General features: G+C 61.0%; 17 protein-coding genes. 3 read left to right on the top strand and 14 right to left on the bottom strand.

Annotated features, from left to right (window positions below; all coding sequences use genetic code 11):
* Positions 1 to 33: 33 nt before the first annotated feature.
* A complete protein-coding gene (locus tag ACP2YO_RS44110) occupies positions 34 to 1,215 on the top strand; it encodes a hypothetical protein (protein ID WP_426437408.1) in 1,182 nt (393 codons plus the stop codon).
* Here the strand turns inward: ACP2YO_RS44110 and ACP2YO_RS44105 are convergent.
* From ACP2YO_RS44105 to ACP2YO_RS44055, 11 genes are all read right to left on the bottom strand, one after another.
* Positions 1,203 to 1,499 (bottom strand): hypothetical protein, encoded by a 297-nt coding sequence (locus ACP2YO_RS44105; protein ID WP_426437407.1) that lies wholly within the window; start codon positions 1,497 to 1,499, stop codon positions 1,203 to 1,205. The genes ACP2YO_RS44110 and ACP2YO_RS44105 overlap by 13 nt on opposite strands.
* A gap of 28 nt (positions 1,500 to 1,527) precedes the next feature.
* Positions 1,528 to 1,842, bottom strand: coding sequence for a chaperone modulator CbpM (locus ACP2YO_RS44100; RefSeq protein WP_426437406.1), 315 nt, complete (start codon positions 1,840 to 1,842; stop codon positions 1,528 to 1,530).
* Between the two features lie 3 nt (positions 1,843 to 1,845).
* Entirely contained in the window at positions 1,846 to 2,754 is a 909-nt protein-coding gene (locus ACP2YO_RS44095) for a DnaJ C-terminal domain-containing protein (RefSeq protein WP_426437405.1), read from the bottom strand.
* 46 nt (positions 2,755 to 2,800) lie between these two features.
* Complete coding sequence (locus tag ACP2YO_RS44090) at positions 2,801 to 3,382, bottom strand: nucleotide exchange factor GrpE (protein WP_426437404.1); 582 nt, start codon at positions 3,380 to 3,382, stop codon at positions 2,801 to 2,803.
* Between the two features lie 45 nt (positions 3,383 to 3,427).
* Positions 3,428 to 5,341, bottom strand: a complete 1,914-nt coding sequence (gene dnaK / locus ACP2YO_RS44085) for a molecular chaperone DnaK (RefSeq protein ID WP_426437403.1) — start codon at positions 5,339 to 5,341, stop codon at positions 3,428 to 3,430.
* Between the two features lie 149 nt (positions 5,342 to 5,490).
* Positions 5,491 to 5,988 (bottom strand): Hsp20/alpha crystallin family protein, encoded by a 498-nt coding sequence (locus ACP2YO_RS44080; RefSeq protein ID WP_426437402.1) that lies wholly within the window; start codon positions 5,986 to 5,988, stop codon positions 5,491 to 5,493.
* Positions 5,989 to 6,023: 35 nt separating this feature from the next.
* Complete coding sequence (locus ACP2YO_RS44075) at positions 6,024 to 6,677, bottom strand: BON domain-containing protein (RefSeq protein WP_426437401.1); 654 nt, start codon at positions 6,675 to 6,677, stop codon at positions 6,024 to 6,026.
* A 198-nt stretch (positions 6,678 to 6,875) separates the two neighbouring features.
* Positions 6,876 to 7,559: a hypothetical protein gene (locus ACP2YO_RS44070; RefSeq protein ID WP_426437400.1), complete on the bottom strand. Its 684-nt coding sequence runs from the start codon at positions 7,557 to 7,559 to the stop codon at positions 6,876 to 6,878.
* 13 nt (positions 7,560 to 7,572) lie between these two features.
* Positions 7,573 to 8,037, bottom strand: a complete 465-nt coding sequence (locus tag ACP2YO_RS44065; protein WP_426437399.1) for a PRC-barrel domain-containing protein — start codon at positions 8,035 to 8,037, stop codon at positions 7,573 to 7,575.
* A 105-nt stretch (positions 8,038 to 8,142) separates the two neighbouring features.
* Positions 8,143 to 8,682, bottom strand: a complete 540-nt coding sequence (locus ACP2YO_RS44060) for a DsbA family protein (RefSeq protein ID WP_426437398.1) — start codon at positions 8,680 to 8,682, stop codon at positions 8,143 to 8,145.
* Positions 8,648 to 9,160, bottom strand: coding sequence for a redoxin domain-containing protein (locus ACP2YO_RS44055; RefSeq protein ID WP_426437397.1), 513 nt, complete (start codon positions 9,158 to 9,160; stop codon positions 8,648 to 8,650). The genes ACP2YO_RS44060 and ACP2YO_RS44055 overlap by 35 nt, the downstream gene beginning before the upstream one ends.
* A 192-nt stretch (positions 9,161 to 9,352) precedes the next feature.
* Between ACP2YO_RS44055 and ACP2YO_RS44050 the strand changes: the two genes are divergently transcribed.
* Positions 9,353 to 10,144, top strand: a complete 792-nt coding sequence (locus ACP2YO_RS44050; RefSeq protein ID WP_426437396.1) for a helix-turn-helix domain-containing protein — start codon at positions 9,353 to 9,355, stop codon at positions 10,142 to 10,144.
* Here ACP2YO_RS44050 and ACP2YO_RS44045 read toward each other — a convergent pair.
* From ACP2YO_RS44045 to ACP2YO_RS44035, 3 genes are all read right to left on the bottom strand, one after another.
* Positions 10,118 to 10,750: a response regulator transcription factor gene (locus tag ACP2YO_RS44045; protein WP_426437395.1), complete on the bottom strand. Its 633-nt coding sequence runs from the start codon at positions 10,748 to 10,750 to the stop codon at positions 10,118 to 10,120. The genes ACP2YO_RS44050 and ACP2YO_RS44045 overlap by 27 nt on opposite strands.
* Positions 10,751 to 10,865: 115 nt before the next feature.
* Complete coding sequence (locus tag ACP2YO_RS44040) at positions 10,866 to 11,300, bottom strand: hypothetical protein (RefSeq protein ID WP_426437394.1); 435 nt, start codon at positions 11,298 to 11,300, stop codon at positions 10,866 to 10,868.
* 342 nt (positions 11,301 to 11,642) lie between these two features.
* Entirely contained in the window at positions 11,643 to 12,260 is a 618-nt protein-coding gene (locus tag ACP2YO_RS44035) for an HdeD family acid-resistance protein (RefSeq protein WP_426437393.1), read from the bottom strand.
* Between the two features lie 203 nt (positions 12,261 to 12,463).
* Between ACP2YO_RS44035 and ACP2YO_RS44030 the strand changes: the two genes are divergently transcribed.
* Positions 12,464 to 13,588: an AI-2E family transporter gene (locus ACP2YO_RS44030; protein ID WP_426437392.1), complete on the top strand. Its 1,125-nt coding sequence runs from the start codon at positions 12,464 to 12,466 to the stop codon at positions 13,586 to 13,588.
* The last annotated feature ends 94 nt before the right edge of the window (positions 13,589 to 13,682 follow it).

Genomic DNA, 13,682 nt, shown 5'->3' with positions numbered 1-13,682 from the left:
ATGGACGTTCACCGGCAGCCCCTTGAGGACCCGATGTTTCACATCGATATTCCAACCGTGGAAGAGTTCAGGGAACTTGCGCAGCTCAGGGCCGAGTTCTGCATTTCCTTGTACATGCCGACGTCCCGCCCCGGCGAGAAGGCTGACTCCAATCGCACGTTATGCAAGGATCTGGCGAAGGAGGCCCTTGCACAGTTGAGGGAAGCCGGCGCCGGCAAGCGCGTGATCGAGGCGTTCGAACGGCGCTTCGAGCAACTCGCCGGAGGCGAGCATGACCCGGACCAGGACAAGGTCCGCCAGCGCCAGCGAGCGAAGCCCGACGAGAGCAACTGGTTTTGGCATCATCAGGGCAACGGGCTTGCGGTGCTTGCGGTGCCCGAAATGTTGCGCACGTTCCGTCTGGCGGAAACCCCGAAGCCGCTGGCCGAGGTCGCGGATCGCTTGCATTTGACGCCGCTGTTGCGGGCGATGACCTCGCGGCACGATGCCTTCGTGCTTGCGCTCGCGGAGGAAAGTGTCCGGCTGATTCACGTCTTTGCCAATTTCCCGCCGTTGCGGGTACCGCTTCCGGAATTGCCGAAGAATGCGGAGGAAGCCACGCACCGTCCATCATTCCACGTCCGTGCGCCGCGCGGACACTTGCAGAACCTCGAAGGCGAGAAAGTGCTTCTGCATCAATATGTCGAGAAAGTGGACCGCGCCGTCCGAGATGCGCTACGCGGACGTACCGCACCGCTTATTCTCGCCGCCGTCGAGCCGCTGGCTTCCATGTTCCGTGCGGTCTGCGACTATCCGGAGTTTGCCGAGCAGGTCATAGAGGGAAATCCTGATCGGTTTACCGACGCCGAACTGGAGGACCGGGCGATTCCGATCCTCGATCATCTCACTGCACGGGAGGTCAGCGACTGGATTGCGCGTTATGAGGAGCTGAAGCCGCTGCGCGCCACCACGGACGTCTCCTACGCAGCCCATGCGGCAACTGCGGGCGCGATCGAGCAACTGCTTGTCGACTTCGATGCCATCGTGCCAGGACTGGTCAGCGATATCGACGGCAGCGTCACCTATGCGGCGTCCGATGATGCGGAAGTCTACAGCGTCGTCGACGAGGTGGCACGGCGGGCGCTGTGCACCGGGGCCAGGGTGTTGGCTGCGTCCCGAGAGCAATTGCCGGAGCGCGCGCCATTGACGGCGATCCTTCGCTATCACTTCAGTTGACCGCCGCCGGGCGATCGGTCTTCTCGCTGTTTCGGCACCACGGCCGGCGGTTCGTCATATCCCTTGCGGCTGCTGTAGAAGACCAGCACCATCAACCCGACGCCAACGATCAGAGAGAAGATCACGCCGAAGGCCATCGCGATGTAGCCAGATTCCGGAACATCCACGTTGGCGACAGTCAAGCCCCGATAGGCGACGAAACCGGCCGCCCCGAGCAGCAACAGTAGCACCGCGATCACGATCCATCCGCCGGCGCTCCTAGGCATCGAGATCGAGCGCTTCATCGCTAACACTACCTCAAGCTTTGATATCTCAAGCTTTGATCGGACCTGAAGAGGGTCGGCTGTCATCCGTACCGAATACCGACGGCTCCATTGTGCGAATATCCTTCAGCAGAGAACGCAGGCCATGCAGCTGGTCAAGCAAGTGCAGCACGATCGCGATGCCCTCGTCGTTCACCCGGAAGTCCACCTTGAGGTCCTGGATCAGTAACGCCCGCGCGAGGTCGGCTTCCGAGAAGTCGAACCCGGTTCTGGCGGTCGCGGGCAGCAGCCATTCTGCTTCGACCCAGGCGTTCACTATCCGTGGATCGAGATGCGATCGCTCGATCAATTGCTGCATTTCCATGTCCTAAACTCCCATCGATTGCCGGGGATTTTGCTCGGCCAGCTTCCATCGGCTGACAAAACGTTCGAGCTCGGGGTCAGGTTTGTTCGGCAGCATGATCTTGAGCGTGACGTATTCGTCGCCCTTGCTGCCATCGGGATGAGGAACCCCGCGTCCCTTGAGCCGCAGCACACGGCCTGTGTTCGACCACTTCGGCACCGTCGCCGTGACCGTCCCTGTCGGGGTAGGTATTGCGACTTTCGCGCCCAGCACAGCTTCCCTAATCGAAATCGGGAGGTCCAGATAGATGTCGTCGCCTTTGCGCGTGAAGTAGGGGTGCGGCAGGACGCTGATCTCGATCAGCGCGTCTCCAGGCGGGCCTTCGCCTGCGGCTCTTCGGCCCTTGCCCTTCAGCCGCAGGGTCTGCCCGTCCCGTGTTCCCGGCGGAATGTTGACATCTAAATTGCTGCCGTCAGGCAGGATCAGCGATTGCTTTCCCCCATTGATGGCATCGAGGAAAGAGAGTTCGAGGTGGTAGCGGACGTCCTGACCGTGCCTGCGGGCACGAGCGGATCGTCCGAAGATTTCCGACAGGATGTCGTCGCTGCCAGTGAAGTCACCGAAATCGGCGAAGCCGGAGGTATTTGTATAACCTGACCAGGCGCCCTGATCGGCAAAGTCGCGGTAGTACCGTTGACGGGGCCGCTCGGAGCCGGATGCATCGATGTCGCCATTATCGAACTTCGCGCGCTTTTCGGGGTCGCTGAGGAGATCATAGGCCGCGGTGATCTCCTTGAATTTCTCTTCGGCGCTCGAATTGCCGGGATTGAGATCAGGGTGATGCTTCTTCGCCAGACGTCGATAGGCCTTCTGGATGTCGGCCTGGCTCGCATCCTTTTTCACGCCCAGCGTCGCGTAAGGATCTCCGGCCAAGGTCCGCTCCTGTCTCCATGCGCGCGGCCGTAAGGCCGCTCCAACGTCATGGTTGCTTCGCCTGCGGTGGTGATGGCTGAGACTTCGTGACTGCTACGCGCGCCGGCCGCAGCAGGCGGTCATACAGCGTGTAGCCGTCCTCCAGGACCTCCACCACGCTACGGGGTGGTTTGCCGGCATCATCCACCTCCATCACGGCCTCGTGCTTCGCCGGATCGAAAGGCGCGTTGAGCGCATTGATCGGCTCGACGCCGAAACGCCTGAGGATTTTTGCGAGCAGCTGGTCGGTCGCGACCACTCCGCCGACCAAGCCGCCCGTCTCGCCCTTGTCCGGCTTGGCGGCGCTCGCCTCGATCGCCCGACGGAGATTGTCGACAACGTCCAACATCTCGCGGGCGAAGTTCGTGATCGCGTATCGCTGCGCGTCCTCGGCACGCCGGTCGCCTTGGCGCCTTGTGTTCTCGGTTTCCGCGAGTGCGCGCATCAGCCGCTCCCGCAATGATGCGTTCTCGGCTGCCAAGTCGTTTTTCGTGTCGTTTTTCGCGACCTCGCGCGCCTGGTCCGGTTCGCTGCCGCGGACGGTCTCAGTCAGGTCGGCCTCGTCAATGGCTTTGGACTGTGCGGCCATGTCTCGCTCCCTCTTTGCCGTGCGTCAGGTGCAGTGCAGCTCGCCTCACGAGGCCCTGCGGTCGCGAGGGTCGGCTTCCTCAAACTCGGCGTCGACCACATCGTCGCTGCCGGATGAGCTACTCCCTTGCGAGCCCTGACTGCCAGCGCCCTGCGAAGCCGCCCGGTTGAGCGCCTCGCCGATCTTGGCGGCGGCCTGTTGCAAGCGGTACGTCGCCTGCTGGATCGACTGCACATTATCGGCGTTCATGGTCTGCCTCGCGTCGGCGACCGCCTGCTCGACCTGCTGCTTGACGTCGGCAGGAAGCTTGCCCTCCGCATCCTTCAGCGCCTTCTCGGTGCTGTAGATCGCCGCATCGGACTGATTGCGCGCTTCGACGAGTTCCTTGCGGTGCTTGTCTTCCTCGGCATGAGCTTCGGCCTCCCTGATCATCTTCTGGATGTCGGCCTCGCTCAGGCCGCCGGAGGCCTGGATCCGGATGCTCTGCTCCTTGCCGCTGGCCTTATCCCTGGCCGAGACATTGACGATGCCGTTGGCGTCGATGTCGAAAGTAACCTCGATCTGCGGAACACCGCGCGGTGCGGGCGGGATTCCGACCAGATCAAATTGCCCCAACAGCTTGTTGTCCGCCGCCATCTCGCGCTCGCCCTGGAAGACGCGGATGGTGACGGCAGTCTGGTTATCTTCGGCTGTCGAGAACACCTGGCTCTTCTTGGTTGGTATGGTGGTGTTGCGATCGATCAGCTTCGTCATCACGCCGCCCAAAGTCTCGATTCCCAGCGACAGAGGCGTGACGTCGAGCAGAAGGACGTCCTTGACGTCGCCCTGCAGCACACCCGCCTGGATTGCGGCACCGATCGCGACGACTTCGTCCGGATTGACACCCTTGTGGGGCTCGCGACCGAACAGCTTCTGCACGGTATCCTGCACCTTCGGCATGCGCGTCTGGCCGCCGACCAGCACCACTTCGTTGATATCGGAGGCCTGCAGACCCGCATCCTTCAGCGCCGCCTGGCATGGTCCAATGGTTCGCTCGATCAGGTCATCGACCAGCGCCTCGAGCTTTGCTCGGGAAAGTTTGACGTTGAGATGTTTGGGCCCGTTCTGGTCGGCCGTGATGAACGGTAGATTGACGTCCGTCTGCGTGGCGCTGGAGAGCTCGATCTTGGCTTTCTCGGCCGCGTCCTTGAGCCGCTGCAGCGCCAGACGATCCTTTCGCAGGTCGATGCCGTTCTCCTTGCGGAACTCGTCGGCGAGATAGTCGATGATGCGCTTGTCGAAATCTTCACCGCCGAGGAAAGTATCACCATTGGTCGCCTTGACCTCGAAAACGCCGTCGCCGACTTCGAGAATGGATACGTCGAACGTGCCGCCGCCGAGATCGTACACGGCGATCTTGCCGTTTCCTCTCTTGTCGAGCCCATAGGCAAGCGCAGCCGCCGTAGGTTCGTTGATGATGCGCAATACCTCGAGGCCTGCGATCCGGCCTGCGTCCTTTGTCGCCTGGCGCTGGGCATCGTTGAAATAGGCGGGCACCGTAATCACGGCCTGGGTCACCTTGTTGCCGAGGTGCGCTTCCGCGGTTTCCTTCATCTTGGTGAGAATGAAGGCGCTGATCTGGCTTGGGCTATATCTCTTGCCTCTGACCTCGACCCAGGCGTCGCCATTATCGCCGCGAACGATATGGTAGGGCACCATGGTCTGGTCTTTTGCGGTGATCGGATCGTCGTAGCGGCGGCCGATCAGGCGCTTGATGGCATAGATGGTATTTTCCGGATTGGTGATGCTCTGGCGCTTGGCCGGCTGTCCCACCAGCACCTCGCCATCATCGGTGAAGGCGACCATGGAGGGTGTCGTGCGGCCGCCCTCGGCATTCTCGATGACCCTCGCCTTGTTGCCCTCCATCACGGAGACACAGGAATTGGTGGTTCCGAGATCGATCCCGATTGCTTTCGCCATCGCTACTCTCCTTATCAAGGTCCATTCTGTATCAAGGTCCATTCTGTTGTTGCTCGGTGCGGCGGCCATCATAGCCATCAACGCAGGTCGCGGGACGCACTCGCGCGAGGAGGTTATTGCGCTGGCGTCCCGCGAGGACCGCCCGGGCTTCAGGCGGCTTTCTTGGTAGTTTCCTTTGGAGCTTCTTTGACCTCGATCTTCTTCGGCTCCGGTTTGGCCGGTTTCGGAATCGTGATCTTCAAGACGCCGTTCGACATCATGGCCTGCACGCTCGACGGGTCGACGCCGGGGGGCAGCTGTAGCACGCGCATGAACACACCGTAGCAGCGCTCGCTGTGCTGGACGTTCTTGTCCTTCTGGTCTTCCTCGATCTTCTTCTCGCCGCGAATGGTGAGGGCGTCATCTTCGATGGATATCTCGACATCCTTGCGTTCGAGGCCGGGCATCTCCGCGCTGACCTCGATCGCCTTGTCGGTTTCCGAGATATCGATGTTGGGAACGAGATTGGCCGATCCGCCGTTGGCACCCGGGACTTGCGCGAATTCATTGAACAGCCGGTCGATCTCACGATGCAGGCCGAACAATCCGAAGCCCGGTTGCGTCAGCGCACCGGTCTCACGAAACGGGACAAGTGATCGTAGTTTCATGGCACACTCCTTTGGTTATTTGGTTCGAATTGTAGTCAAGGACTGACAACGATGCGGTCTTCGACGCGCGTCACACCCGGCGCCGACCAGGCAACGCGCTCGGCTTCCTCCCGCTCCATCCAGGAGCGGACGGTCCCCTTCAAGATCACCTCGCCGCCTTTTGCCTCGACCGTAATGCGATTGGCATCAACCTCCGCGCTCCGCTTGAACGCTTCCTGAATCTTGCGCTGGATGTCGGTGGGTTGCACCGCCGGCTTCACCTGAACGACATTGGTGACGCCCTTCACGCCCTTGATCTTCCGCACCGCGCTTTCGGCGGTCGTCTTCTGATATTGCCACTCGGCTATACCTTCGAGCGTGAGCCAGCCGTCCTTGGCGATCACCTTGATCTTTTCGTGGGAGATCGGCAGTTGTGACTTCAGTGCGGCGACCGCATCGCGCGCGATATCGGGATCGGGGCGCTGGTCGATCGCCGGCAGGCGCACGTCGATGTCGTTGGCGACGGCATGAACCCCCGCGACGCGCTTCGCGGCCGTTTCGGCCTCAAGGCGATCGGTATAGCTACGGGTGAAGCCTGCCAGCGTAACGACGCCATCCTTGACCGAGATGGCGATGTCCTCGGCATCCAGGTCGGGGTCCCACTTCAACTCTTCACGAACGTCGCGTTCGATCTCGCTGTCTGATTTCATGATCTGCTCCATAGTGCACACGAAGGAAAGAACTCGGCCGATGAGGTTGTCGATCGCTGCCCATCATACGAAGCTCCGGAGAGGAGGCCATGACGATCATCAACTTCTGCTTCTGCTAGTTTTAGTTCTGCTAGTTTTAGTTTTTGCGAACGACGCCGGAATTGGACGGCGTCTACGTCACAGGATATCTGCGAGGTGCTAGGGTCGGCCAAGCCGTTCGTCTCCAAGCCGTTCGTCTCCAAGCCGTTCGTCTCCAAGCCATGGGTCCGGCCGAAGCGTGTGCAACGGCAGATCCTCGGGCGTTTTCGCCAGATCGATTTCGTGGATATGGACCGCTTCCGCACCATGCCGAACCAGGATTTCCTGCGCGGCGGCTTCTATCTCGGGAGACCGGACACGGACCCACATCACGAGACCGTTCCATTCGGCGATGTTCTCCAGGCCCTGGTACCGCTCGCGCAACAAGCGCCGCCGTACACGGAAGACGGCGACGCCCGCCGCGGCAAGGCCGCATAGCACTGCCACGATACCGATCAGCGGCGGCGACAGTCCCCATGCAACAAGCAAGCCGGCGACTATGACGGCTACCGCGCAGCCGGCGATGCTGCCTGCAACGGCTTCGGCACCAATGAGATCGTCGCCGCCGGTGAATGGTTGCCGGGGCGCTGCCGGCAGGTCGGCGAGGTCGGCGGGCGGGATTGCCTGGTAGTTGAGGCGCCGTCCGAGCTCGTCGCTCGACGCGCTGACGTCGATATCCGCCCGGTCGACGCCGGCCATCAGAAGATCCTGGGCTGCGAGCTCGAGCGCCTTCTTGGAATGGAAGACGCCCGTGACTTCGCGAGTTCGCATCCTGTCAAGGATTTCGTCGGATGTTCCGGCCATCGTCGCGTTCCGCTCAGGAAGTGTAGTGGAACTCGGTCAGGTTCTTCAGTGCCTCCTTGGACGCGCCTGGCAGCGTGACCTTTTGTCCCTTGTCGTCAATGACGAGGCTGTCGTACGGCACTGCCACGAGGCGTCCGCCCAGGCCGAGGAAGCCGCCGACCTGCAGAATCGCAAAGTTCAACTGCTTCTTGTCGGAGATCACGTCGTCGAGGGTCCCGATCTTCTCGGATTTGTCGTTGACGACGCCGCTGCCGAGCAGTTTGCTCATTCGATAGCCCTGCCCTACGACCGAAAGGTCAACCTGCAAAAGGGTAACTCCGGCTTGCGGCAAGGCCGGGCTGGTCGTGAAAGCAAGCATGACCGCCAGACTGAGCCAGACAAGCATATTGATACTCGAAGGAGGGTCGCGACGGCTGGGTACCGCAGAAGCCGCTCCGTGTTCGCAGTTCGAGTGTTGGAAGAGTTTAAAGGCGATCATAGCTCTCTCCTGAGATTGAATTGGTTTCGTTTCAGTACGCCGAGCGAGGCGTGGTCGCGCTGACCGTTGTCAATAGAAGGCGTCCCCAGTCGAGGCTCGCTCCACTCAGACATGGCTGTCGGCGGTAAGGCGCAGCTGAATGGCGTCTGTGAGCGAAACAAAATCATAGGCGCCATCATGTCGCACGCCGTTGATGAAGAAGGCCGGCGTGCCGTTCACGCCGCTGCGCACACCGCCCATGAAATCGCTGCGCACCTTGTTCTTGTACCGTCCGGTTTCAAGAGCGTTGCGCAGCATGACTTCCGGAAGCCGAAGCTCGTCTGCGATCCTGAATATGGTTGAGATGCTCAAAACGGTCTGATTTTCGAACAATGCGTCATGCATTTCCCAGAATAGGCCGGCGGCGCCGGCAAATTCTGCGCTCTCGGCAGCGATCCCGGCAAGGGGATGCACCTCCGTTAGCGGGAAATGACGAAAGACGAATCGAAGTGAGTTGCGGAAATAAGCCTGCACCTGATTGACGATGGGATGCGCCATGCCGCAGTGCGGGCATTGGTAATCGCCATACTCGACCAGGGTTATCGCGGCTCTCATAGGTCCGCGGACGTGATCACTTTTGTTGATGGGCGTCTTCAAGGTGGCCATGGGCGTTCGCCTTCTCCGAGAGTTGCTCGAGCGCGTCGAGAATCCCGTCTGCGCCGGGATTGATGGCGATCGGAGAGCAATAGCTCCATGCGATGGCGCCCCGGCGGTCCAGGACAAATAGGGCGCGTTCGCAGACGCCCTCGTCAGCCCGATAGGCCCGGTATTTTCGGGCGACTTCGCCCTTGGGCTCAAAATCGGCGAGCAGGGGAAAGTGCAGGTTGCGATTGCGCGCGAAGGCTGCGTGGCACCACACCCCGTCCACCGAGATGCCCAAGAGTTCCGCGTCGTGTTTGTGAAACTCCGGCAGAAGCTCGTTGTAGAGTGTGACCTGATCGCCGCAGACCGGACTCCAGTCTGCCGGGTAGAAGGCGATGATGACGTTCTTTCCCTTGAGATCCGACAGAGTCAGGTTCTGATCGGGCGTTACCCGTAGCGTGAAATTCGGGGCGGCAGTGCCGGCACTTAGGATCGATGACATGAGGTTTCTCGCCTGCGGTTAATGCCGAACCGTTCCTAGCCCGCGGCGCGCCAGCGCGTCGTTGACTGCGGTCAATTTGGCGTCTCGAAAAAAAGAGCTGCGGGCTCGGCCGGCCGATTACGTAATCTTACGGTACGCAGATTTGCGGAATTTTTGGATCAGCGGTGCGCTGACAAGATTGATATTGCGCGAGTGGGCAGCGCGAACGGTAAACGGAAACAGGAAGGCGGAGCCATGAAGGCGAAAACGCACGCATTGGACTACTATCGGCGGACGTTAGCCGCGCAGGACCACGCGATGAAGCGGCTTGATGAGCATGCCAAGATTATGCTGTTTGCGAGAAGCCAGGAGATTCCGATCAATTCGCAGCCGTCAGCCCATTGGTACTACGTGATTTCGGGCGCGGTCCGACGATCCGCGATCCGCTCAGACGGGCGACGGCAGATTCTGGACTTGATGCTGCCGGGAGATTTCTTCTTCGTCGTCAATAGACACGACGATCTGACGGTCGAGGCGATCGCGGAGGAAACCGCGCTGGCGAGTTACCCTGGTCAAAGGGTCGAACAACTGGCGCAGTGCGATACGGAGTTCGCCCGTGAACTCCGCGATGTCGCGTTCCAAGCCCTGTCGCGAATTCAGGACCAATTGCTGATTATCGGTGGCGTAACGGCCGTCGAAAAGGTGGGCTCATTCCTGCTTGCGCTGGCGAGCCGGTCGTCGGGTGGCAAGGGTCAGGTCGTATTGCCACTGACACGCTACGACATCGCCGAGTATCTCGCTGTTTCGGTCGAAACCGTTTGTCGCTCTTTCACCAGCTTGCAGCAGCGCGGTGCGATCAGGCTGGCCGGAAAACGCACCGTCAGGATCATCAATCAGAACGCCCTGGAGGAGAAGAACGACCACGATTCCGTGCGGAAGCTCGGCGGCAGCAATTCCGGATTGACTTCCCGCCCTGAGCTAGCCCTTGAGGCCGGATTGCCCTGAGCCCAGCCGCGCCATGATGCCGAGGCGAAGCGCTTCGGCAAGTTGACGCATGCCTAGGCGCTCCATCATGCGCGCGCGGTGAACCTCGATCGTGCGCACGCTGAGGCCGAGCTGGTAGGCGATCACCTTGTTGGAGCGGCCATCGACCAATCCCTCCAGGACTTCGCGTTCGCGCGGACTGAGGGTATCGACGCGACGCGTGGCATCGGCGATCTCTCCTGCACGAACAGATGCGCCGCCGCTCGCGAAGGCTGCGTCAATCGCGCTTAGCAGCGCTTCCTCGCTGTACGGCTTCTCCAGAAAGTCAACCGCACCCGCTTTCATGGCGCGGACCGCGACCTGGATATCTCCCTGTGCCGTCATGACGATGACCGGTAGATCGTTTCGGATGCCGTGCAGGGCCTCCATGACTTCAATGCCATTTGTGCCCGGAAGCCGAAGATCCAGCAGGACGCATCCCTTCTTGAACTTGCCTGCCTCCCTCAGAAACTCATCGGGACGCTGGAATGTGACTGGTTCGAAACTTGCTGAACCCAACAACCGCTCCAGCGAGCGGCAGACCGCGGCGTCGTCGTCCAGAACGTAGACCGTTCGCTGATCCGACATCGAGGCCTTCCTGAAAGAACGTGACGCCGGGATCGGCTTGCGAGCAAGGCTGGACTATGGATCGTTTACGGCGGCTTTCGATAACCGGTAGATTCCGATGATCTTCCGACCGCGATTACCTTCCTGATCGTTCTACCTTTCCTGATTGCGATTGTCTTACGATTGTCGCGTTGCTGCGCGCATCGCGGTCATGCCGAATGGACACCTGCCGGAATTGACGGATGGCCTCCGTTGCGAGGTGAGCCTGCTCGGCAGCTTCGTCAACGACCTGTTGTGCTGTTCGGAGGTCGACTTGATTGCCGGCTGCGAACAGCCGTCTTGTGGCGCCAAGAGAGTTGACGATCGCAGTCAGGCGCTGGCTGAGTTCGTAGACGAGAGCTGATGTGGTGTCTTTGGCCGACGGGGTAGGTTGGTCGAAGCCAGCCTGCGAAGCACGCTGGCGGCGCGCATTTCCCGGCGGTCCTGTCCCCGCTTTGAACGTAAGCTCGACGACGTCGCCAGTGTAGCCTCGCAACTCGTCGGGCGCTTCAGGCAAATGCTTTGGCGGCATGATAGGCGCGCCTCTAGCCGGTCAAGCAATTTGATACTGGTAATTGGCAATTGGCAACCGCGATTTTGATGGCGGCCGGTGGCTCCATCGCATGGGATTGGAAGCGGTGTTTTGTCCGCGGACCTGATCAACGGCTGCCGCGGCGAGGGCGTTTTCGATGAGGCGGGCCAACGCGCGTCAAGGCGGTCCAGGATGGCGGGTCGCTCGCCGGGAAGGTCTCGAGCAGACTTTCGACCAATAACTCATCGCCGTGGGCCTCCTCGGCATCGGTGGCCGGATGATCCTGCGGCGGTCCTTCCGGCTGACCTGGCCGCCGCGCGGCGGATGTCATCCAGATGTCACCTATGCCGGAGTTCCCGCTGTGTTGGGCGTGGCCTGGTGCCGATACCGGGAGCGGAGCCGGAATGACAGAATGATCAAAGAGATGCCGAATACGAACGCATACGCTCCCATCCACCATGTGAGCACGACCGCGCCGATCAGCGGCATAGCGATCAGCAGCGCCCCGTAAATCAGCGAGCACAGCCCTCCGAGCACCAACCACCATCGTCCATGATCGATGTTCAGCCGGAACCCGGCGGCCATCATCAGTCCACCGGTTATGATGGCCCATGCGGCGACCAGGAACACGAACGCAAGCACGGTGAGGCCGGGCCAGAGGAAGGCGACGATGCCAACGGCTATGTTGAGGAACCCCTCGAAGATGAGCAGGCCCCATTGGTCTCGGCGGCGCATTGCGCGGACCGCGGAAACGATACCTGCCGCTCCGTCGACCAGCATGTAGGCCGAGAACAGGATCGCCAGGGACAACATGGTTGGTCCGGGAAAGAGCAAGGCAATCAGGCCAAAGAGGACTCCGAAGATACCGCGAAGCGTGAACAGCCACCAATTCCGCGCGAGCCCGTCGCTCGCAGCGACGGATGAGATATCGAAGGCTGAATTCATTGTGGTGCTGGCCATGGCATTCTCCCAAATCGCGACTGCTTTGCGTGATTGCCTCGCCCGAGATTCCTACTCCATTCGCCGCAAGTTGCGCCTTGACGAGCGTCAACCCAGCGGCTGTTTGCCGGGCCAGAATGTCACAAGTCCATAGTTGATCGCCATCAACGCCTCCAAGGGCACGCGCTATAACGTAGGGCGTGGAGCCGGAGGAGACATTCTCGTTGAACCGTCACCGCAACGCGCCTTGGTCGGCCAGACAGGTCGCGGTACCTTCCGAATCGCGTATGCGGGGAATCACGCGGACCATCGCCGCCGTCGGTCTCGTGACGCTCGCTGTCTGGGTAGTGCGCGATTTCCTCACAGCACTCACCTGGGCTGGCTTGATTGCGGTGACCATCTGGCCCATCTACCGCCGCTTCGTTTCGCTGATGCGTGCCGAACGTGACGTGCTGGCGCCGCTGCTGTTCACGTTGCTGATAGGGCTGATTCTGATCATCCCCCTGACCGCTGCCATGCATCAGATTGCGCTCGGCAGCAGGCTTTTTGCGTCAACGCTGCGTGAGCTCCAGGGAAGCGGACTTCCGGTCCCGTCATGGTTGGCGCAGCTTCCGATGGCAGGCGAATACCTCGATATATGGTGGCGCAATAATCTCGGCAATCCGCAGAATCTGCGCGAGTGGCTTGCCCACGTTAACATCGAAAGCATCACGGTGTGGGCCCGCGTTCTCAGTGGGGCGGTGCTGCAAGGACTGTTTCATTTCTCCATCATGCTGCTTGCGCTGTTCTTCTTTCTTCGCCGCGGCGTGAATTTGGCCGCTCTCCTGTTGATCGCGGCCGAGCGCCTGTTTGGCGAACCTGGCGCTCGGCTTGCTCCTGCCATTGCGGACTCCGTACGCGCGACGGTGAATGGCACGGCGGTCGCTGCCCTCGGCAAGGGCCTTCTCGTAGGCATTGCTTACGTCATTTGCGGCGTCCCGCACCCGCTGCTGTTCGCAGGCTTGACCGTCGCGTCGGCGATGGTTCCGCTCGGCGCCTGGATTGTGCTGATCGTCGCCGCGCTGATGGTGCCAGCCTATAGTGGAAGCTGGCCTGCGAGCGTTATGCTTTTTGCAGTCGGGGCGGCCGTGCTCCTGGTCGGTGACAACGTTGTACAGCCAGCGCTTATCGGCGAAGCTGCGGAGCTGCCCTTCCTGCTGGTTCTGATAGGCATGCTGGGCGGCTTGCAATCCTTCGGCCTGATCGGTCTGTTCCTTGGACCGGTCGTCATGGCAACGGTTCTTGCGGTGTGGCGCGAATGGATCGACAGCAACGAACGAACTACCGACAGCGACCAGACCCGTCGCTGAGGGCGCCCTGCCTCAAAGGAAGGGCCGCGCTGCTCGCACAGCCGGCCCAAGTTAGGGAGGAAACACCCAAGCAGGGCGACGGCAGGGGGACTAC

Origin of the sequence: Bradyrhizobium genosp. P (genome assembly GCF_049949265.1) — a bacterium.
GTDB lineage: Bacteria > Pseudomonadota > Alphaproteobacteria > Rhizobiales > Xanthobacteraceae > Bradyrhizobium.
The sequence above is the reverse complement of the archived record's forward strand: the minus strand, read 5'-3'. Positions and strand labels throughout refer to the sequence as shown.